The following is an 18,201-nucleotide window of genomic DNA, read 5'->3' on the forward strand; positions in this document are numbered from 1 at the left end:
CTTAGTTGGTGGAAAACTTTAAGGTAAAATAATAGGAGGGAACTATGAAGAAGAAGCTACATCTGCTCGCTGTTTATGCACTCATCCTGATGTTGTTAATTCCTGCACCTTTCGCTGTCCAAGCGGAAACAGGTGCAACAGAAGAAGGGGAAGAAGAGACTCGGGAGGAAGTGTACAACGCACACGGCATTAAGAAAGGCACCATCATCTACGGAGAAGACATCAGTGAACTCCCGGAAGAAGAATTGCAGTACATACCAGAAGGCTGGCGGGCCGGTGAATTCGAAGAGCCGCACGGAGAAATTGATGAAGATTATGAACCAGAGGGAACCAAAGGCAAGCTGCAAAGCACGTATCCTGACGTCAATAGCTATATCGCGAATATGGAGCATGCCCAAATCGAATATCAGCACAAGCAACAATTTCCTCGTTTTCCTTATCGTTATGGTGTAGGTAGACCAGAGGGGGTTGTCGCCCACGATACAGGGAACCCGAACAACGACAAGATTGAAAACGAAATTGCTTTTATGGAACGGAATTATAAAAACGCATTTGTTCATGCCTTTGTCGACCATAACCGGATTATTGAAATCCATCCACCAGACTACGGAGCATGGGGAGCAGGACGATATGGGAACCAGCGCTTCATCCATGTGGAATTAACCAACTTACGCAATTTTGATGACTTCGCAAAGTCGATCAATAACTATGCCTACTATATCGCAACACTTCTGAAAAACTATGATTTAGGAGTGACAAGCGCTGAATTAAGCGGGAAAGGGACGCTTTGGTCACACTTGGCCGTGTCGAATCATCTCGGGGGAACAAGCTCGCCTGACCCACATAAGTATTTTGAGAAGTGGGGTTATAGTTGGCAGGAATTTACACAACTTGTTACACAGAAATACGATGAGCTAGATGTTAAGAGAATCTCTGGCAGCAGCAGATATAAAACTGCAGCAAAAGTAAGCCAGACTGGTTGGGATCGCTCGAATACTGTCGTTCTAGCTCGCGGTGATGAATATGCCGACGCACTAGCAGGCGTTCCGCTCGCTGCAAAGCATGACGCACCATTACTCTTAAGCCAATCGAATAAATTAACAAAAGTGACGAAAGACGAAATTAATCGTCTCAATGCCAAAACGGTTTATATCCTTGGTGGGGAAAGTGCCCTGGATAAAACAGTCGAAAACGAACTGAAGAAACTTGGCGTCACTGTAAAACGAATTAGCGGTTCAACCCGAATTGAAACAGCAACCGCAATCGCAAAGGAAATCGGCGGGAAAAAAGCAGTTATTGTAAATGGCTATAACTTCCCAGATGCTCTATCTGTTGCAGGCTATGCCGGTCAACTTGGCATGCCGATCCTACTTACACAGTCAGAGCGCTTGCCGGCAAAAACGGAACAAGCTCTCGCAAACTATTCCGAGACGATTGTCGTTGGTGGTAAAGGGGCTGTATCGAAAGAAGTCCTAAACAAGCTGCCAAAACCAACACGAATCGACGGGAATACCCGTTATGCAACAACCGCAGCAGTAGCAAGACATTTTAATTTGAATACGAAAGAATATTATATCGCAACTGGAACGGATTACCCAGATGCGCTCTCCAGTGCGGCCTTAGCTGCGAAAAATAAAACTGGGGTTCTACTCGTAAATAAAGGAGTACCTTGGCAAGTTCGTGAAGTATTGAAAGATCATAAGATTGAAGATGTCACGATTATCGGTGGACCAGCAAGTGTCGCACCAGGTGTACAGCGAAAACTCGCAGAATATATCAATTAAAAAAAGAGAGTCGGATGAAATATCATCTGACTCTCTTTTACATTTTTATTCATAACCAGATACTTGCTCATAACTACTATTAACTGGCTCTTCTACTTGTTCATCTTGATCTTCACGTGATGCAATCTCCAAGTGATCCTTCAACTCCGCCTGAATCTCATATAATGAATCTTCATCTGGAATCTGGTAACTTACCCCATTAATCTTGGTTGGGTACGTTTTGACATTTAGCTTTTCAATATTGCTCGTACTAAAGCCGGCATATTGTTTGGCAAAGCCGAGTCCTTCCCCAATTTTAAGGTTCGTTTCTACATTGTTACCAATCTCTTGTACAAGATCATCGACTTTTGTAATCGTACCTACGGATAGAGCTTTATCGATAATCGATTCGATCACTTCTTGCTGACGTTCGTTTCTGCCGATATCGCCACGTGGGTCTTCATATCGCATACGTGCATAAGCAAGGGCATATCTACCATCCAGCTGCATTTCTCCTTCATAGAATTGAAGTTTCTCTGCTTTACGGTCATCACTATTTTGCTGGAAATCAAACGGTACATCGACCGTGATTCCGCCAAGAATATCTATTATATTTTTAAAAGCGTCAAAGTTTACTGTTGCATAGTAATCAATCGGGATGCCTAGGAAGTTCTCAACGGTATCAATCGTCATTGTCTTCCCGCCGAATGCGTGGGCATGGTTGATCTTATCTTCATAGCCACGGCCAACGATTTCCACCATTGTGTCACGCGGAATACTGACGAGTTTCAGCTTCTCATCATTTGGATTGAACGTTGCTACGATTAATGTATCGGTCCGGCCTAAATCTCCTTCCGACTGATAATCCTCGATACCCATTAATAAAATGGAAACGGGATCATTACTAATCGAAACCGCTTCTTCACGCAGCTCCGATTTCTCTCTCCCAAGGTCATCATAGGATTCACTAGCAGCTTGCATCGTTTGTACTGCCAGATATCCACCGAAACCAACAATTCCTAGAAACAACAGCAAAACGATGAAAAGAAATACACGTAAACGTCTGACTTTTTTCTTTTTTCTTCTGACTACTCGTTTCCCCATGGTTTATACTCCTTTTAATGGTTATCCTCATTATTATAAATTCATTCTCGGAACATTGCAATCTTAATTTTTGGTAATACGCCCACTTCTTTCAATAGACTCGTTTATATTTACTTGCAAACCACTCTCTATTATAGACGAAATAAACCTATAAAAGGTTACAATATGGATACAAATTTCTTAGTTTCATAGAAAAAGTGTAATAAAATTGTATTAATATGGAGATTGGAACGTTTCTTCGACAAATGGCTCCAGATCAAGATGTCTTCGCAGCATTTCTTGGATTTCCTGTCTACTTTCTTCATCGACTTGGAAGTACCAGACGCCGTCATCCATGTAATCGCCAATGCCGTCTAGATTTAATGTGTCGACCTTAATATCACCATCTAACGCGTAGGAGAAAAATCCGCGAATTTCCGGCATTTTCAGGTTTGTACTCATATTTTTTCCAACTGCTGTCATTACGTCATCGAGCTTCAATAGGGAAGAGGTAGATAGCACTTCATCGGCAATTGTCATAAGGATTTCCTGTTGCCTTCTGCCGCGCTGAAGATCACTGTCATGTTTCCGTGTACGTGCTAGCGCCAGTGTCTCTTCACCATCCAAATGCTGATAACCTGGATAGAGGTGAATCGAATCCCGTTTGTTCCCTGAGTTCGGTTCTGAGATTTCATAAGGCACGTTATACCAAATTCCGTCAATCGCTTCCACAAGATCAACAAAGGCATTGAAATTCACCCGGACATAATAATCAACCGGAACATTTAAAAATTCCTCGACTGTTTCCACCGTTGCCCGGGCCCCGCCGAACGCATGGGCATGGTTAATTTTGGTGGAATAGCCGACCTCCGGGATATAAACATACGAATCCCGCGGGATACTAAGGAGCTTCACGGTGTTCGAATCTTTATTGAACGTCGCAAGCAGGAGCGCATCCGACCGGCTCTTGTTATTCTCTATTTCCTCACCGCTATCGACCCCGATGAACAGAATCGATACATGATCATCGACTGGATCGACATCTTTCGTTCTGAGGGTAGATTTTTCATTCTCTCGCCCAATATCCTCGTGAGCATCGGAGACAAGATTATTTGCTTCATTATATAAATAAGCTGCATAACCGACTATGGCGGTAAATGCGAGGCCGACAATTACAAGTAACGTAATGATGATTTTCTTTTTTCTGCTCAATGTTTTGACCCCTTTTGACATTCTTCTTCTAGTTTAACGCGAATCAGCCTACTGTCATAGTCTAAAATCGGATTTCTTCTATTATTATGCATGATTTTTTCGCTTTTCATCCGAGGCTGGATCTGGAAACTTTCTCGAAAGTGTTGAGTTTCTTCTTATGTTTAAGGTATGATTGATTTGTTGTAAAGAGTAATAATACTATATACAAGAAAAGATAATAATTGGAGTGACATATAATGACGAAACCAATACGAGTAATGACGATTTTCGGTACGAGGCCGGAAGCAATCAAGATGGCCCCCCTCGTACTAGAACTTAAAAAACGTCCAGAAGAATTTGAAGCGATTGTAACCGTGACCGCTCAGCACCGGGAAATGCTGGACCAAGTACTAGAAATTTTCGGAATCACACCAGATTTCGACTTAAACATTATGAAGAAACAACAATCCCTCGCACAAATCACGACACGTGCGTTGGAAGGATTAGATGAAGTGATGAAGAAGACACAGCCGGATATCGTACTCGTTCATGGTGACACGAGCACAACATTCGTAGCTGGACTTGCTGCATTCTATAACCAGATTGCAGTTGGACACGTTGAAGCGGGCCTCCGTACATGGGATAAATACTCCCCGTACCCGGAAGAAATGAACCGTCAGTTAACAGGTGTCATGGCTGATCTGCATTTCTCACCGACAGAAAAATCAAAGCAGAACCTACTCAATGAAAATAAACCAGAAGATGCGATTTCTGTTACAGGGAACACAGCGATTGACGCATTGAAAACAACCGTTGATGAAAATTATTCCCACCCGATCTTGGATGAGATTGGTGACCGTCGTCTAGTATTGATGACTGCACACCGCCGGGAAAACCTAGGTGAGAACATGCACCAAATGTTCCGTGCCATCAAGCGTCTGGTTGAGACCCATGATGATATTCATGTTGTCTACCCGGTACACTTGAACCCAGTCGTTCAAGAAACAGCAAACGAAATTCTTGGAAATGACGACCGCATCCAATTAATCGAGCCACTTGATGTTGTCGATTTCCATAACTTCGCAGCTCGTTCATACTTAATCTTAACCGACTCAGGAGGGGTGCAAGAAGAAGCACCATCACTCGGAGTACCAGTTCTTGTATTACGCGATACAACAGAGCGCCCAGAAGGAATCGAAGCAGGAACATTGAAATTAGCTGGAACAGAAGAAGAAAATATCTTCCAATTGGCGAACGAATTGTTATCAGATGAAGCAGCACATGAGAAAATGGCTAAAGCCTCAAACCCGTACGGTGACGGAGAAGCCTCCCGCCGCATTGCAGACGCAATTACCGCCCACTTTAAAAAGTAGCGGGACATTGGGGTCAGAGCAACTGTCCCGCATTCTTGGACTGGGACATTGGGGTCAGAGCAGCTGTCCCACTTTCTCATCCTAATTTCTACACAGAAAAATAAATAATAGATAAGCGTCAAGAAGGCCTGTCAGCACCATTATCAACCATACCTGGGGTTGAGAAGGAACGGACAGGCCTTTTTGAGCTAATTTTACATGGATTAATGCATCATATGGTAAGAAGATAATCTAACTCATTTAAAAAAACTGTCTCACCAGGGAGGACATTATGGGGAAGTTACAACGTGCTCGATATTCATGCCAATAAAAGGAGATGATCGAGAATGAAAGCGGTGGAAAACTTAAGAAAAAAGATCAGAACAGGAGGATGGGATAGACAGACGACAGGCCAAGTCCCAGGATATACGCAGACGAACCTCGTTATTTTACCGAAAAAGTATGCTTATGACTTTCTGCTTTTCTGTATGCGTAACCCAAAAACTTGTCCATTAATCGAAGTAACGGATGCTGGATCTCCAGTTCCGAAAAAATCAGCACCAACTGCGGACTTACGTACAGACCTTCCGAAATATCGCATTTATAAAAATGGAGAACGAACGGAGGAAGTAACAGACATCATAGCTTACTGGCAGGATGATTTCGTATCATTCTTAATTGGTTGTAGCTTTACATTTGAAAAACCTTTGTTGGAAAGTGGAATTCCGATTCGCTATATAGAGGAAGGTCGTAATGTTTCGATGTATACGACTAATATTCCGTGTGAATCTGCCGGTATCTTTCAAGGCCCCATGGTTGTCAGCATGCGTCCAATGAAGCCGGAAGAGGCGATTCGGGCAGTACAAATTACGTCAAGATTCCCATCCGTTCACGGTGCACCTGTCCATATCGGTGATCCCGCACAAATTGGAATCACGGATATAAACAACCCGGATTTCGGAGACGCTGTTACGATTCATGAAGGAGAAGTTCCTGTATTCTGGGGTTGCGGGGTCACACCACAGGCGGCCGTAATGGCGAGTAAGCCAGAGCTAATGATTACACATGCGCCTGGGCATATGTTTATTACTGATGTAAGGGAAGAGGAACATGCTGTGATTTAGGGTGCAGACAGTTCATTTTGGGTTGAAATTAGGGCGCAGTGCTCACGTTCACAGTGGATATACTGAAGTTAACAAAAGAATTGCCGAAGTTCAAAATATATTCGCTGAAGTTCATAATTAAAGTGGGACAGTTGCTCTGACCCCAATGTCCCGCTATCCCTAACAAGGGAAAAAATCAAAAGAACAAAAAAGATAAGTATAGAAATGCAGGTATGAATTATAATAAAAGGTATGATAAAATAATGAGTAAGAATTATAGTTATAAGAGAGGTGAATTCAATGGCGTTGTTGGAGAGAGATTCTAAAAACAAGCGTCCGCCCGCTGAAGTAATTTCCAGAGCGATTTCGGAGCGAGGACAGACGGTTATACCTAAAGAATTCCGGGAGTATTTGGAAATTCATGACGGGGATCAATTAGAATGGTCGGTGAATGAAAAAGGAGAAGTCGTGGTCTCGGTGAAGAGGACAGAAGATATCATGGATTTGTATGGTTCCTTACCGGTGCAAGAGCAGCAAGAGCGTGATTTTGAAGAGATTTTAGAGGCATCGAAAAAAGAGCGGTTAGAAAAGAGAAGAAATGAGGGGAATATATAGTGGCGACGGAGATGTGGGTGGATACGAATGTCATTGTTCGTTTCTTAACGAATGACCACCCAAAACTCTCTCCCATTGCTAAAGGGATTATGCAGCAAGTGAAAGAAGGAAAACTCATTTTGCATGTTAATCCCTTTGTGATAGGGGAGTGTGTATTTGTTTTACAGGGGAAGGTATATGGATTTCGTCGGCAAGACATAGCCGAACGTCTCCAGCGATTTTTATCGGTCAAAGGAATCGAGTGTAAAGATAAAACACCACTGATTCAAGCCTTAAAGAATTACGGCCGCACGAATGTGGATTTTGCAGATGCATACATACCTGCTTATGCGAAACATATGGGACCTGAAAAAGTCATGACATTTAATGTAAAGGACTTTAGAAAAGTGGATGCTGAAGTCTTTTCTCCGGAAGAGGTGTTGGGAAGTTTTGAAGAATGATTAGGTAATCATGTCAGAACGATAACATATCTTCCGGAATTAGGGCTATTTAGTCGAATAGCATGGTTATATCAATGATTATTTTTAGTAAACAATAAAATTAATCTATCCATTAGACCTGTCCGTGCTTAGTGATGGCGATATCTAGCTGTGAAGGGTGCTGAGAGGTCTTTTTGAGTTGAAACTAGGGTGATGCCCGTGTTCACGAAGCAGCTCAGGATCACAATAAAATGCTCCAAATTACAATTCTACTGGGACAGTTACTCTGACCCCAATGACCCTCAAACTGGGACACTTGCTCTGACCCCAATGTCCCACCTTCACGTTTCATTTAACTAGGAGTTGGTTAAAATGGAACTAAGGGAGGTTTTTCACATCGGATCATTTACGGTACTAGGTGCGATCGTTATACTTACCGGGTGGTTTGCGCTCGTGGAATACGATCAATATCCTGAATCAGAACGGAAAGAAATTGTAGACCGAATTAAAGGTAGTCCTGCAGCCATAATCGTTGTTGCTCTGATGCCTGTTGGGATTGTTGTCAATATGTTAGGAAACGCAGTCGGCTCTTTATGGATGGTTATTATCGGGGCAACGCTCATATTTGTGCAGAGTATCATCGTCTCCCTCTTGTTCTGGAAAAGAAAACGCTGGAAAAGTATTGTGCTGCTTATTGCCATGATTGTGCTGGGAATTTTCTTGTATATGCCGTTATTTATGTGAAAATCATTTTTTAACGTGGTCATACCTTGGCAGCAGTTTGATGTGTTTTTTTAATCAGTTTAATGTACTTTTCATTATACATCCATTGTTACTTTCGATTTTTAGATACAATTACTAAATTGATTACAGACACCACAAGAGCCACAAGTGAAATGATTAATGCAATCGTAACCATAATTTTCATCCTTTATGTTGATTTTTTTGAATAAAGAGGGTATGATTAACATAGAATTATGGGTAGGAGGAGATTTTACTCCCCTCCGTGGTGTTTAGAACTCTAACGTTGCGATCGTTTAGAGTTCTTTTTCTTTTTACGTCTTTTGTGTCTGTCTAATACTATGACAATCAGATTAGTGATTGCTATTATCAGGTTGACCACAGACGTAATCAGAATCAAAACCTGCTCCATACTTCTATGCCCTCCCTTCTATAAAGGGATGGAAGGTATCATACCCTCAAGTCTAAATATACATAATTATTTACATTTACTCAAGTCACTCCAAGACTTTAAGGCCCATTTACAGTATATTTTCTTCGTGCATATCACAATATTGGTGAGGATCCTATGGGATTGAAATCTTGAATACCGGAGCGGTGGATCTGATAATGGAACTATCGCTTATTTTATTTGAGAAACCTCTCAAAATTGATTTCAATACTGGAATTTCCTTCTCTTCCTCTTTATTCATTGTTATTCCCTTCTATCTGAACGGTATTGGCTGGAATGATTATTTTTTCCACCCACAGAATAAACTATTTCCAAAAAAGTTTCGTCCCTCACACCCCCAATCCCCACCCCCCTTCGATTATAGAGTTGAAAGGGAGGTGAGGCACATGGCAGCACAAGACTTAACACAGTCGACACTGCAACTCGTTTTTCTGACAGGGGTTGACCCGGAATCGGGTAATTCCACGTACAAGAATAAGAGCTTTAACAACGTGAAAACGAGCGCAACGGCAGATCAGTTATATGAAATCGCGATTGCGTTCGAAGGGTTGCAGCAGCACCCGCTCACGCAGATCAACCGTCGTGACAACTCCGAGATTCGCGAAGGCTAAGCTCGAACACGGAGCCTAGCTCCAAGCGAACCAATCAACTACAGAGAGGAGGGGGACCATGAAAAGGTTACAAATGCAATTTGAAAACCAAGAAGGAAAAGTCGTCACGTATACACTGGATGACCCGGTTGAGCCAATCGACCATGAGGCAGTAAACGAGGCAATGGATACGGTTATTGCCCAGAACGCGTTCAATTCCAGTGGCGGTGAATTAGTTGCGAAACGAGGCGCTCGTGTCGTTGAACAGATAACAGAAGAAATCGAGATTTATTAAAATCTAGAGACTAGCGGGGCCCCAATTGTTCATCTGGACGATTGGGGTCTTGCGCTATATTAAAGAAAATGAATCAATCACTTTCAAGAAGGAGGGATGAGAAATGGATGCTTGGTATTCGTTTGTCGCGGAAGTTGGCTTCCCGATTGCGGTGACTTTTTATTTACTCTACCGGATCGAAGGGAAGCTCAACCTGCTCATCGATTCCATTCACCAGCTGCCGGATAAGATGAAATAATAGATGATCATTCCAGTTTATTCTTGCATAACAAAAAAACCTTATTCCGACAAATGAAGGAATAAGGTTTTTTGGACTTTTTAGCAAGCTGCAACAGCTTGATGCGCCGTCTTGGCTGCACGTTATATTATTTCAAATCCAATTCCTAATATTCGAATTCCCCATGTGGTCAAATAAAGAAGTGGATCTACGTCAATATTTTGGACATAAAAAAGTTAATTTATCTAAATTTAATGAATTTCATAATAGTATTTAATGCTTCGCCATCACCATATGTAGTTGAGTTGGTTCGTTCCCAACTACATATGGTGATGGTGAAGCTGACTTTGGTAATTATGAAATTCATTCGAGTGATAAAAAATATCATGTATGTTCTAATTTAGTTAACGGAAGGGTGTACCTGTACCTGCTTTCCAAGTACCCTTCAAAAGATAGGAAGAGTCGGGATTTTCTGTTTTAAAATGCCGGAACTGCTGATTCTCCTTCACGTTCCTCCAAAAACTCTCGTACTTCTTCACTTGTCATTGCTTCAGATAATTTTTGAATTAACTCTGAATCTACGTTATCTTCGCGGGCAACTAATGTAATAGCAAATTTATTGTCTTCTTTTTCAGTGATAAGCGCATCATCAGCCGGTGTTAAATCTAAATGACTCGCATGCGTTGGATTCATAATGACACCATCTACATCTTTGTATAAACGTGATAACGAAGCAATTTCTGCTTGCTCAAAACTGTAGTTGTGTGAGTCATCTATGATATCTTCTAATCCATATTGCTCTCCGTCAATCTCACTTAACTCAATTAAACCATGTGAATCCAATAAGCGTAAAGAGCGATCAACATTAGATGGATCATTGGCAATACCAATTGTTATGTCATCAGGTAATTCATCAATACTTTCATATCCATCTGCATAAAGACCGAAGTTAGCAAAATAAATCGGTTGAACGTCAACTAAGTTACCATCTGCGTTTTCATTAAATTGTTGCATAAATGGTATGTGCTGTGAAAAGTTTGCATCAATCTCTTTATTTTTTAATGCTTCGTTTGGCTGAATATAATCGCCCATCTCCACAACTTCTAGCTCAATACCATCTTCAGCGAGAAGTTTTTTTGCAATTTCTACAACATCTGTCATCGGTGACTCTACAGCTGCAACTCTTAATGTTTGTGCGTTATTTTCTTCATTTGTATTATTATCTTGGTTATCACCACATGCAACGAGTAAAGTTACAAGTGCGGCGATCATTACGAAAAGTGATTTTTTCATAGATTGTTCCCTTCTTTCTATCGTTTATCTATTTTTCTTGCTAAAGTGATTCCTGCATATTGGATCAGTTGTACAAATATTACGATAATGATAATGATATAAATCATTAAATCTGTGCGATATTGTAAATAACCATAGCGAATGGCAAAGTCTCCAATTCCGCCACCACCGACAACCCCCATAATTGTTGAATAAGAAATAAAACTAATTGTAGATGTTGTCATACTTAGAACGAGTGCAGAACGTGCTTCAACATATAAAAACTTAAAAATAATATCTTTGACGGATGCTCCCATTGAAACAGCTGCATGAATCACCCCCTTTGGTACGTCAAGAAGGGATTGCTCCACAAGACGTGAGTAGTGCGCAATTGCGATCACCATCATTGGAAGTGTTGCGGCAGCTGTGCCAATTGCTGTCCCCATAACAAAACGAGTAAATGGAATCATAAAAATAACGAGCAATAAAAATGGGAATGATCGAATAATGTTCACGATTAAATTTAATGATGAAAAAACGAGTCTGTTCTCAAGCAATTGCCCTTTGCGACATAAAAATAAAAATGTTCCAATGGGTAGTCCAACTAACAATGCTGCTATTACTGAAAATCCTACCATAATAGATGATTCGCCAATCGCCATCCAAATCTCAGATTGATACTTAATTAATATATCAGGAAAGATTGGTATCTCCCCCTGACTTCAGCTGTTCGACAAATGCTGCTGCACCTTTTTCAAATTTATTTACACCTGTCGGCTCTATGTCTACTACATCATAAATTTGACCATCTGCCATAACTGTCACTCGCTCAGCAAGGCTTCGAATGACTTCCAACTCATGGCTTACAATAACGATTGTTACGTTAAATTGCTGATTAATTTGTTTTAGTACCTCAAGTATTTCTGTTGTCGTTTTTGAATCAAGTGCTGATGTTGGTTCGTCACATAACAACACTTTAGGATTATTAACAATTGCGCGTGCAATAGCGACACGCTGTTTTTGTCCACCACTAAGTTGGCTAGGATATTGATCTTTATATGTTTCTAGACCGACGAAACGCAAGCTCTCCATAACGCGTTCTGTTCGGTCCTTCTTTGTTATTTTAGCTATTTCTAATGCCACAGCGACATTATCAAAAACCGTTTTATTGCCAACTAAATGATATCCTTGAAAAATCATGCCTAACAACTGACGTATATGACGAATCTCTTTACCTTTTAAATGGTTGAGTTTTTTATTATTAATAATGACATCGCCTTCATCAGGCTTTTCAAGTAGATTCATCATACGTAACAGCGTTGATTTTCCTGCACCGCTTGCACCAATAATACCGTGAATTTCACCAGCCTTAATGTTTAATGATATTGACTGAATCGCTTTAAACGTGCCATATCGTTTGGTAACATTGTGAAGAGTAATCATATAAATCTCCAATCTTGACTAAAGTTCATTCGGTATATTTCTGTATTCATTTTCAGGTTGTTATAGTTTAATCTCTATGGTAAGTGTAACAGTTATGTTTTGCTTATTCAAGGGTTAAAAATCTGTTATAGTCAATTAAGGGGGCTGATTGTCGCGTTTGAATACCTCATACATATCCTCCTTATCCTTAAAATAGATATTACAGACTCTTGTTGTCCTTGATGTGCTTGATTATACACATGATGAATGTTTTTAAAGACCGAATCAAAAGTATAACCTTTAATCATGTCTATTATAATTACTCGTATATCTCTTCTGATAAGAACTTTAAAGATTTAAGCTATTGGTTACAATCCCTTCGAAAAATGGAAAAAAGCTACACAGACCTTGAGTTTGGAGAATTGAAATTCAATTTGGAAGATTGGTATTATAAGATAGGTGGAAAAGAAATTACATACCATTATCACACCGACTATCTAATGACGCCTGGTCAGGCGGCTACAGAGCTTGGAATATCGAACTGTCCATTCAATATGTCAGTGTGTTTTTTCGTGTACATCCCATAACTTAACAATTACTTTTTCGTTGTCTACATAAGTAAATAATTATATACTTATATATCAACCCAACTAAAAAGGAGGAACAGCTATTTTGCAAACAACGATTGAAATAGATAAAGCATCTATTATTTTAAAACTGCTTGGCGACGAGACCCGTCTGACCATGTTGAAGTTAATGGATGAGCATGCTTGTTGTGTATGTGAGTTTGTAGAAATCTTTCAAATTAGTCAGCCGGCGATTAGTCAGCACTTACGCAAGCTGAAAGATTTGGGGCTTGTAGAAGAAGAGCGACGGGGACAATGGATTTTTTATTCGATGAATAACAACCATGAATATTATGCTTTCATACAATCCGTTTTGAAACAATTACCGAACCAAAATTATCGGATAAAAAAATTGGAAGAAGAAGGTACAAGAATTTCATGTTGTTAAATGGGAGGTATCATGTTGCAGGCAACGCTCATACTCGCACTTTTAATATTTATAGCTACTCTCGTTCTGGTCATTTGGCAGCCTAGAGGATTAAACATCGGCTGGTCTGCGATGGGCGGGGCAGTTGTAGCTTTATTAGCAGGAGTTGTCGGATTTAGTGATGTAATGGCAGTAACGGAAATCGTATGGAACGCGACGCTTGCCTTTGTGGCTATTATTCTAATATCCTTACTATTAGACGAGGTAGGATTGTTTGAGTGGGCTGCTTTACATATGGCGCGATTTGCAAAGGGAAATGGGATAAAAATGTTCGTCTATATCAGTATATTAGGTGCGCTTGTTGCCGCCTTATTTGCGAATGATGGTGCTGCACTCATACTCACGCCGATTGTACTAGCGATGGTACGAAATTTACAGTTTAAAGAAAAAATGATCTTTCCCTTTATTATGGCAAGTGGATTTATTGCAGATACAACTTCCTTACCATTTGTTGTGAGTAATTTAGTGAATATCGTATCAGCCGACTTCTTTGGTATTGGATTTGTTCAATATGCTTCACGCATGGTTATCCCAAACCTTTTCTCATTAGTTGCAACGATTTCCGTACTGCTCATCTACTTTAAGAAAAATATCCCAAAGGCGTATGATGTTTCTAAATTGGATGAACCTAAAAAAGCAATTAGGGACGATAACATGTTTCGTCTATCATGGTATGTTCTTGGTTTATTAGGAATTGGCTACTTTACGAGCGAATTTATCCATGTACCTGTCTCCATTATTGCTGGAACGATTGCTATATTTTTCATTATAATGGGCAAACAAAGTCCTGCTGTCGATACAAAAAAAGCAATAAAGGGAGCACCATGGGATATTGTGTTCTTTTCCATCGGAATGTATGTCGTTGTATATGGGCTTGGAAATGCCGGTCTTACATCTGCACTGTCAAGCTTGATTGAGGCTACTGCTGAAAAGGGCTTGTTTGTTGCGACAATTGGAATGGGATTCATTGCTGCTTTCTTATCATCGATTATGAATAATATGCCGACTGTGATGATTGATGCGTTGGCAATTGCCGAAACGGATACTTCTGGTGTAGTAAGAGAAGCACTTGTCTATGCTAACGTTGTAGGATCTGACTTAGGGCCGAAAATTACGCCGATTGGTTCTTTGGCAACGTTAGTCTGGCTTCACGTATTATCGCAAAAAGGTATCAAAATTTCTTGGGGAACCTATTTCAGGACTGGAATTATTTTAACGATACCAATCTTGTTTATCACCTTACTAGGTCTATATGTAACATTGATTATTTTTTAAAAAAGGAGCATTGATATGGATAAAAAAACAATCTATTTCTTATGTACTGGGAACTCTTGCAGAAGTCAGATGGCAGAAGGGTGGGCGAAGAAACTGCTTGGAGAAGAATGGGTGGTTAAGAGCGCTGGTATTGAAGCACACGGATTAAATCCCAATGCTGTTAAAGCCATGGATGAAGTAGGGATAGATATTTCGAACCAGCAATCAGAATTAATTGATGTGGAGTTCCTTCATAATGCCACGTTAGCAGTGACCCTTTGTGGTGATGCAGCTGACCGTTGTCCAATGACACCGCCACATGTAAAAAGAGAACATTGGGGATTTGATGATCCAGCAAAGGCGGAGGGAACGTCTGAAGATAAATGGGCCGTATTTCAGCGTGTTCGGGATGAAATAGGAGAGCGTATTAAACGTTTTGCAGAAACTGGGGAGTAAAGATAGGTCATCTCTAGGGGCGAATAAACTATTTAAAATTCTCCTATCTACTATGTCTCGTTGTCGCAATATGGGCCTACCTTCTTGTGACTGATTTCATGTACAATAATTGATAAGACCATAACATGATAGCGTAGTTAAAAGGAACCGAACGTAATATAATCAAATTTTTCTCAACCCTTCTCATAATAGAGAAGGGTTGTTTTCATGCATTATAAAAAAATACCTCCAACCCGAAACCTTCAGCTAAACAATTCCGTATTACGAATTAATATAAATAACAAAGAATGGTAAAATGCAATATAGGAACTAGATTAGAAGTCGAATGAAAAAGCAGAGCATTAACATATAAAGCTAAACAGATTGTACGAGAACGGAGACCATACATAATGCAATTAAAAAAATATATCCAAACAAACTTCCCAGGCCTAACGCTAAAACCAAACCTCAGCTCCGAATGGAAACCAAGTCTTCATCTTGAACTAGCCAAAGGGCTTTATCCATTCAAAGAGGGGAGTGACGAGCTAAATCCAGTTTATTTTCAAACCGTCTATCATCAAGCCATCTCCCTGTTTCACGACCTATTCTCAGCCGAAGATGAAATACTATTGGTAACGAATAGTTATCGGTATAAAAAGGAAAGGAGAAAGAAGAGAAGAAAGCTTGGGATATATCTTCATTATATTAAAAGTAAAGATGTTCGCTCTCGTTTAACACAAGCAACCTTACCTTATATGTTTGAGGACGACGAGGAGAAGGAAGAAAAATATACATGCCAATTTTCTTTACGATGCCGTAAGCAAGACATCCGGTATTCTATTTTAATAAAGGCAATTTGCAATCAGGATTTTCCGTCATTGAAGCCAAGCATACATAATCCATCTAACTTGGAGGAGCCGGATATATTCTTTATGAACACGACGAGAAATATTATTTTTTACATGTATGATGATCGAGGGTGTGAGGTGATCGCGAGGGATAGAGAAGCGATACGCCCTATTTATGAAAAATATGCGGATTGGTTGGATGAAAGCAATCGGGCAGAAATCGATCAATACTTTACATGAAGTTGGAAATGGGGAATACTCGAATGAGCGGCTGTCCTCACGTGAAACCGAGATTACCACTCCATTTAATATATACAGCATGAAGTTATAGAAAAACAAAAGGGGAAATACAGTTATGCCAGAATCCAATGATGATTCATTTCGTAATATGAATAAAAAAGAAAAAGTCGCAACCGTTGTAGGAATAGGACTTCTCATACTGTTTGTCGCAGGTTTTATATTTGGACTTTATTTCTTTGGGCTTGCGGGTGTTTTTAAAGTGCTCGGTGTCCAGTATGATTCGGTCTGGTCGTTAGCTATTTTTGTTGTTAATTTGCTTGTGATCGGCCTTCTATTCGAGATATTTTCCAACGTGATATTTAAATTGTCCGTCCGGAATATGACGGGAAAAGCAAAAGTGCTCATGATCCGATTCCTTATCGAGGCAATCACGAACTGGGTTGTCATCTTTACAGTGGATGAGCTGATGAGGAGTATCACACTATCGCTTCAAACAGAGATTATCATTGCATTGTTTATTGCCACACTCGAAATTGTTTTCGATGATAAAGATACGAAGAAAAACACCGCGGAGTGAAAAGAAAAATAGAAGGGGAAATTACATATGATTGGTTTGCTTAATGTTGGGAGTCTCGTACTTGGACTGATTGCTTGGATCCTGCCTGTCATCAGTCTATTGAAATATAGAAGCACTAATAATACGAATTGGATTACGCTTTCCATTCTCAGTTTGAGTGCTTGTGCGGTTTCGCTAGGTTTCCAGATGTTTTACAATTATCATCTCGTGAAAATAGAGGACTGGGCTGCTCTGATGGATACAGCTGGGGCGGTCGCTTTTGCCGCCACAGTTTTGCTCATCGTGACGATTCTATTAAATGCCATTACGCTGTTTGTCTTTCGTTATAAATCAGCAAAGTAGGGCAATAAAAAAACATGAGGTTGAGGAGCAATGCAACTTGCATTATGTTAAGTTTCTTATTCAGGAGTCGATATTATTTGGGTTGATTATCATCGTGAATTATTTTTACAACATTCATCTTGGCCCACCATTTACTAAGGTTGATGTCCTAGCGAGCATCATATGTCTTCCTATTCTAGGCTATTTATTATTTTTAGTGTTTACGTTATTTAAACGTTACGATTCGATATCATTAAAAAATAAAATCATTCTTTCTATCATTAACTTCACGATAATAGCATTCATGATTGGAATTATATTCTCGAGTGCTGGTATAAAATGATAAATCTTAAAAGCCAAGAGAGGAAAACAGCCATGACCCAATATATTTATCTCGCTTCACCTATCAGACTGCCAAAAGGTTCGTTTGGACAGTCATCTTTAGCGCCTGAACAACCGAATATCTTTAAGAGTGAATTGGATTTTGCCCACTTACATTTTGAAAACAATTATGATCCCGGATTAAAAGAGAGATTCTCCTATAGTCCGCACTTTTCCTTCAAGCATCAAGTAGCGGCCGATGCTCGCGACATCCCGTTGAAACTTCAGTTACGAGGGACGGCGGAGGAAGCGAAGTGTTTAGGCATTCTGCATGCTTATATAGAAGAAGTTCTCCAGGCAAGCGGTGTTGTAGAGTATTTCACTTGTTTAAACGGTAAAGAGGAATCCGCCATTTCAAAAAAGCGCCACATTCGCTGGTCTGATATGAAAGATACTTATGATTTAGTCCTGGAAGACCTGGAGTTCTGGGAGATCACTTTCTAACGTTATTTTCCCGCGTCAATCGGGAAAAATCAGTTACTTTCGTCTCATACTTCCAGAAAGCCCTCTCTGAGTAGAGAAGCAATACTTTTTGCTTCATTGTAAAATGAAATGCAACAGCTAAATAAATAGAAAGC

Annotated in this window: 22 protein-coding genes; 17 read left to right on the forward strand and 5 right to left on the reverse strand. The window is 40.1% G+C overall.

Annotated features, from left to right (window positions below; translation table 11 throughout):
* Positions 1-44 precede the first annotated feature (44 nt).
* A complete protein-coding gene (locus IEX94_RS12905; RefSeq protein WP_188858005.1) occupies positions 45-1,784 on the forward strand; it encodes a cell wall-binding repeat-containing protein in 1,740 nt (579 codons plus the stop codon).
* A gap of 45 nt (positions 1,785-1,829) precedes the next feature.
* Here IEX94_RS12905 and IEX94_RS12910 read toward each other — a convergent pair whose 3' ends face one another.
* Together IEX94_RS12910 and IEX94_RS12915 are read right to left on the reverse strand one after the other, a co-directional pair.
* Entirely contained in the window at positions 1,830-2,867 is a 1,038-nt protein-coding gene (locus tag IEX94_RS12910; RefSeq protein WP_188858008.1) for an LCP family protein, read from the reverse strand.
* 213 nt (positions 2,868-3,080) lie between these two features.
* Entirely contained in the window at positions 3,081-4,058 is a 978-nt protein-coding gene (locus tag IEX94_RS12915; RefSeq protein WP_188858010.1) for an LCP family protein, read from the reverse strand.
* A gap of 236 nt (positions 4,059-4,294) precedes the next feature.
* On the opposite strand from IEX94_RS12915, the gene wecB reads away from it, so the two are divergent.
* The 8 genes from wecB to IEX94_RS12955 all read left to right on the forward strand — a co-directional run bounded on the left by wecB (position 4,295) and on the right by IEX94_RS12955 (position 9,841).
* Positions 4,295-5,410: a non-hydrolyzing UDP-N-acetylglucosamine 2-epimerase gene (gene wecB / locus IEX94_RS12920; RefSeq protein WP_188858012.1), complete on the forward strand. Its 1,116-nt coding sequence runs from the start codon at positions 4,295-4,297 to the stop codon at positions 5,408-5,410.
* A gap of 326 nt (positions 5,411-5,736) precedes the next feature.
* Complete coding sequence (locus IEX94_RS12925; protein ID WP_188858014.1) at positions 5,737-6,513, forward strand: putative hydro-lyase; 777 nt, start codon at positions 5,737-5,739, stop codon at positions 6,511-6,513.
* Positions 6,514-6,792: 279 nt separating this feature from the next.
* Entirely contained in the window at positions 6,793-7,107 is a 315-nt protein-coding gene (locus IEX94_RS12930) for an AbrB/MazE/SpoVT family DNA-binding domain-containing protein (RefSeq protein WP_188858015.1), read from the forward strand.
* A complete protein-coding gene (locus IEX94_RS12935; RefSeq protein ID WP_188858016.1) occupies positions 7,107-7,547 on the forward strand; it encodes a type II toxin-antitoxin system VapC family toxin in 441 nt (146 codons plus the stop codon). The genes IEX94_RS12930 and IEX94_RS12935 overlap by 1 nt, the downstream gene beginning before the upstream one ends.
* A gap of 351 nt (positions 7,548-7,898) precedes the next feature.
* Entirely contained in the window at positions 7,899-8,270 is a 372-nt protein-coding gene (locus IEX94_RS12940; RefSeq protein WP_188858017.1) for a hypothetical protein, read from the forward strand.
* Between the two features lie 834 nt (positions 8,271-9,104).
* The gene (locus IEX94_RS12945) at positions 9,105-9,329 is read left to right on the forward strand and encodes a DUF1659 domain-containing protein (protein WP_188858018.1); all 225 of its coding nucleotides are present in this window, start codon (positions 9,105-9,107) and stop codon (positions 9,327-9,329) included.
* Positions 9,330-9,387: 58 nt separating this feature from the next.
* Positions 9,388-9,603: a DUF2922 domain-containing protein gene (locus tag IEX94_RS12950; protein WP_188858020.1), complete on the forward strand. Its 216-nt coding sequence runs from the start codon at positions 9,388-9,390 to the stop codon at positions 9,601-9,603.
* Between the two features lie 103 nt (positions 9,604-9,706).
* A complete protein-coding gene (locus IEX94_RS12955) occupies positions 9,707-9,841 on the forward strand; it encodes a YvrJ family protein (protein ID WP_188858022.1) in 135 nt (44 codons plus the stop codon).
* Between the two features lie 456 nt (positions 9,842-10,297).
* Here the strand turns inward: IEX94_RS12955 and IEX94_RS12960 are convergent, their stop codons facing one another.
* From IEX94_RS12960 to IEX94_RS12970, 3 genes are read right to left on the reverse strand one after another with little or no spacing between them, the layout of a single operon-like run.
* Positions 10,298-11,113, reverse strand: a complete 816-nt coding sequence (locus IEX94_RS12960) for a MetQ/NlpA family ABC transporter substrate-binding protein (protein ID WP_188858024.1) — start codon at positions 11,111-11,113, stop codon at positions 10,298-10,300.
* Positions 11,114-11,130: 17 nt separating this feature from the next.
* Positions 11,131-11,754 (reverse strand): methionine ABC transporter permease, encoded by a 624-nt coding sequence (locus IEX94_RS12965; RefSeq protein WP_188858026.1) that lies wholly within the window; start codon positions 11,752-11,754, stop codon positions 11,131-11,133.
* 31 nt (positions 11,755-11,785) lie between these two features.
* Positions 11,786-12,535, reverse strand: coding sequence for a methionine ABC transporter ATP-binding protein (locus IEX94_RS12970; protein ID WP_188858050.1), 750 nt, complete (start codon positions 12,533-12,535; stop codon positions 11,786-11,788).
* A gap of 648 nt (positions 12,536-13,183) precedes the next feature.
* Between IEX94_RS12970 and IEX94_RS12980 the strand changes: the two genes are divergently transcribed.
* The 8 genes from IEX94_RS12980 to IEX94_RS13015 all read left to right on the forward strand — a co-directional run bounded on the left by IEX94_RS12980 (position 13,184) and on the right by IEX94_RS13015 (position 18,067).
* Entirely contained in the window at positions 13,184-13,528 is a 345-nt protein-coding gene (locus tag IEX94_RS12980) for an ArsR/SmtB family transcription factor (protein ID WP_188858052.1), read from the forward strand.
* Between the two features lie 12 nt (positions 13,529-13,540).
* Positions 13,541-14,842 carry an arsenic transporter gene (locus tag IEX94_RS12985; RefSeq protein WP_188858030.1) on the forward strand — a complete coding sequence of 434 codons (1,302 nt, stop codon included), beginning with the start codon at positions 13,541-13,543 and terminating at the stop codon, positions 14,840-14,842.
* A gap of 15 nt (positions 14,843-14,857) precedes the next feature.
* A complete protein-coding gene (gene arsC, locus IEX94_RS12990) occupies positions 14,858-15,277 on the forward strand; it encodes an arsenate reductase (thioredoxin) (RefSeq protein WP_188858032.1) in 420 nt (139 codons plus the stop codon).
* 389 nt (positions 15,278-15,666) lie between these two features.
* Positions 15,667-16,344 carry a DUF3885 domain-containing protein gene (locus tag IEX94_RS12995; RefSeq protein ID WP_229782716.1) on the forward strand — a complete coding sequence of 226 codons (678 nt, stop codon included), beginning with the start codon at positions 15,667-15,669 and terminating at the stop codon, positions 16,342-16,344.
* A 115-nt stretch (positions 16,345-16,459) separates the two neighbouring features.
* Positions 16,460-16,921 carry a regulatory YrvL family protein gene (locus IEX94_RS13000; RefSeq protein WP_188858034.1) on the forward strand — a complete coding sequence of 154 codons (462 nt, stop codon included), beginning with the start codon at positions 16,460-16,462 and terminating at the stop codon, positions 16,919-16,921.
* A gap of 27 nt (positions 16,922-16,948) precedes the next feature.
* Positions 16,949-17,263: a hypothetical protein gene (locus tag IEX94_RS13005; RefSeq protein WP_188858035.1), complete on the forward strand. Its 315-nt coding sequence runs from the start codon at positions 16,949-16,951 to the stop codon at positions 17,261-17,263.
* 37 nt (positions 17,264-17,300) lie between these two features.
* A complete protein-coding gene (locus IEX94_RS13010) occupies positions 17,301-17,585 on the forward strand; it encodes a hypothetical protein (RefSeq protein WP_188858036.1) in 285 nt (94 codons plus the stop codon).
* Positions 17,586-17,617: 32 nt separating this feature from the next.
* Positions 17,618-18,067, forward strand: coding sequence for a hypothetical protein (locus IEX94_RS13015; protein WP_188858037.1), 450 nt, complete (start codon positions 17,618-17,620; stop codon positions 18,065-18,067).
* Positions 18,068-18,201: the final 134 nt, after the last annotated feature.

This window comes from Oceanobacillus indicireducens (assembly GCF_014647195.1).
GTDB classification, from domain to species: domain Bacteria; phylum Bacillota; class Bacilli; order Bacillales; family Amphibacillaceae; genus Oceanobacillus; species Oceanobacillus indicireducens.

Bases quoted from the DNA above. Each gene is read 5' to 3' on its own strand.
- IEX94_RS12995 (WP_229782716.1), top strand. From the start codon at position 15,667: ATGCAATTAAAAAAATATATCCAAACAAACTTCCCAGGCCTAACGCTA.
- IEX94_RS12960 (WP_188858024.1), bottom strand. From the start codon at position 11,113: ATGAAAAAATCACTTTTCGTAATGATCGCCGCACTTGTAACTTTACTC.
- IEX94_RS12950 (WP_188858020.1), top strand. From the start codon at position 9,388: ATGAAAAGGTTACAAATGCAATTTGAAAACCAAGAAGGAAAAGTCGTC.
- arsC (WP_188858032.1), top strand. From the start codon at position 14,858: ATGGATAAAAAAACAATCTATTTCTTATGTACTGGGAACTCTTGCAGA.
- IEX94_RS13015 (WP_188858037.1), top strand. From the start codon at position 17,618: ATGACCCAATATATTTATCTCGCTTCACCTATCAGACTGCCAAAAGGT.
- IEX94_RS12985 (WP_188858030.1), top strand. From the start codon at position 13,541: ATGTTGCAGGCAACGCTCATACTCGCACTTTTAATATTTATAGCTACT.
- IEX94_RS12965 (WP_188858026.1), bottom strand. From the start codon at position 11,754: ATGGCGATTGGCGAATCATCTATTATGGTAGGATTTTCAGTAATAGCA.
- IEX94_RS12905 (WP_188858005.1), top strand. From the start codon at position 45: ATGAAGAAGAAGCTACATCTGCTCGCTGTTTATGCACTCATCCTGATG.
- IEX94_RS12945 (WP_188858018.1), top strand. From the start codon at position 9,105: ATGGCAGCACAAGACTTAACACAGTCGACACTGCAACTCGTTTTTCTG.
- IEX94_RS12970 (WP_188858050.1), bottom strand. From the start codon at position 12,535: ATGATTACTCTTCACAATGTTACCAAACGATATGGCACGTTTAAAGCG.
- IEX94_RS12955 (WP_188858022.1), top strand. From the start codon at position 9,707: ATGGATGCTTGGTATTCGTTTGTCGCGGAAGTTGGCTTCCCGATTGCG.
- IEX94_RS12925 (WP_188858014.1), top strand. From the start codon at position 5,737: ATGAAAGCGGTGGAAAACTTAAGAAAAAAGATCAGAACAGGAGGATGG.
- IEX94_RS13000 (WP_188858034.1), top strand. From the start codon at position 16,460: ATGCCAGAATCCAATGATGATTCATTTCGTAATATGAATAAAAAAGAA.
- IEX94_RS12940 (WP_188858017.1), top strand. From the start codon at position 7,899: ATGGAACTAAGGGAGGTTTTTCACATCGGATCATTTACGGTACTAGGT.
- wecB (WP_188858012.1), top strand. From the start codon at position 4,295: ATGACGAAACCAATACGAGTAATGACGATTTTCGGTACGAGGCCGGAA.
- IEX94_RS13005 (WP_188858035.1), top strand. From the start codon at position 16,949: ATGATTGGTTTGCTTAATGTTGGGAGTCTCGTACTTGGACTGATTGCT.
- IEX94_RS12910 (WP_188858008.1), bottom strand. From the start codon at position 2,867: ATGGGGAAACGAGTAGTCAGAAGAAAAAAGAAAAAAGTCAGACGTTTA.
- IEX94_RS12930 (WP_188858015.1), top strand. From the start codon at position 6,793: ATGGCGTTGTTGGAGAGAGATTCTAAAAACAAGCGTCCGCCCGCTGAA.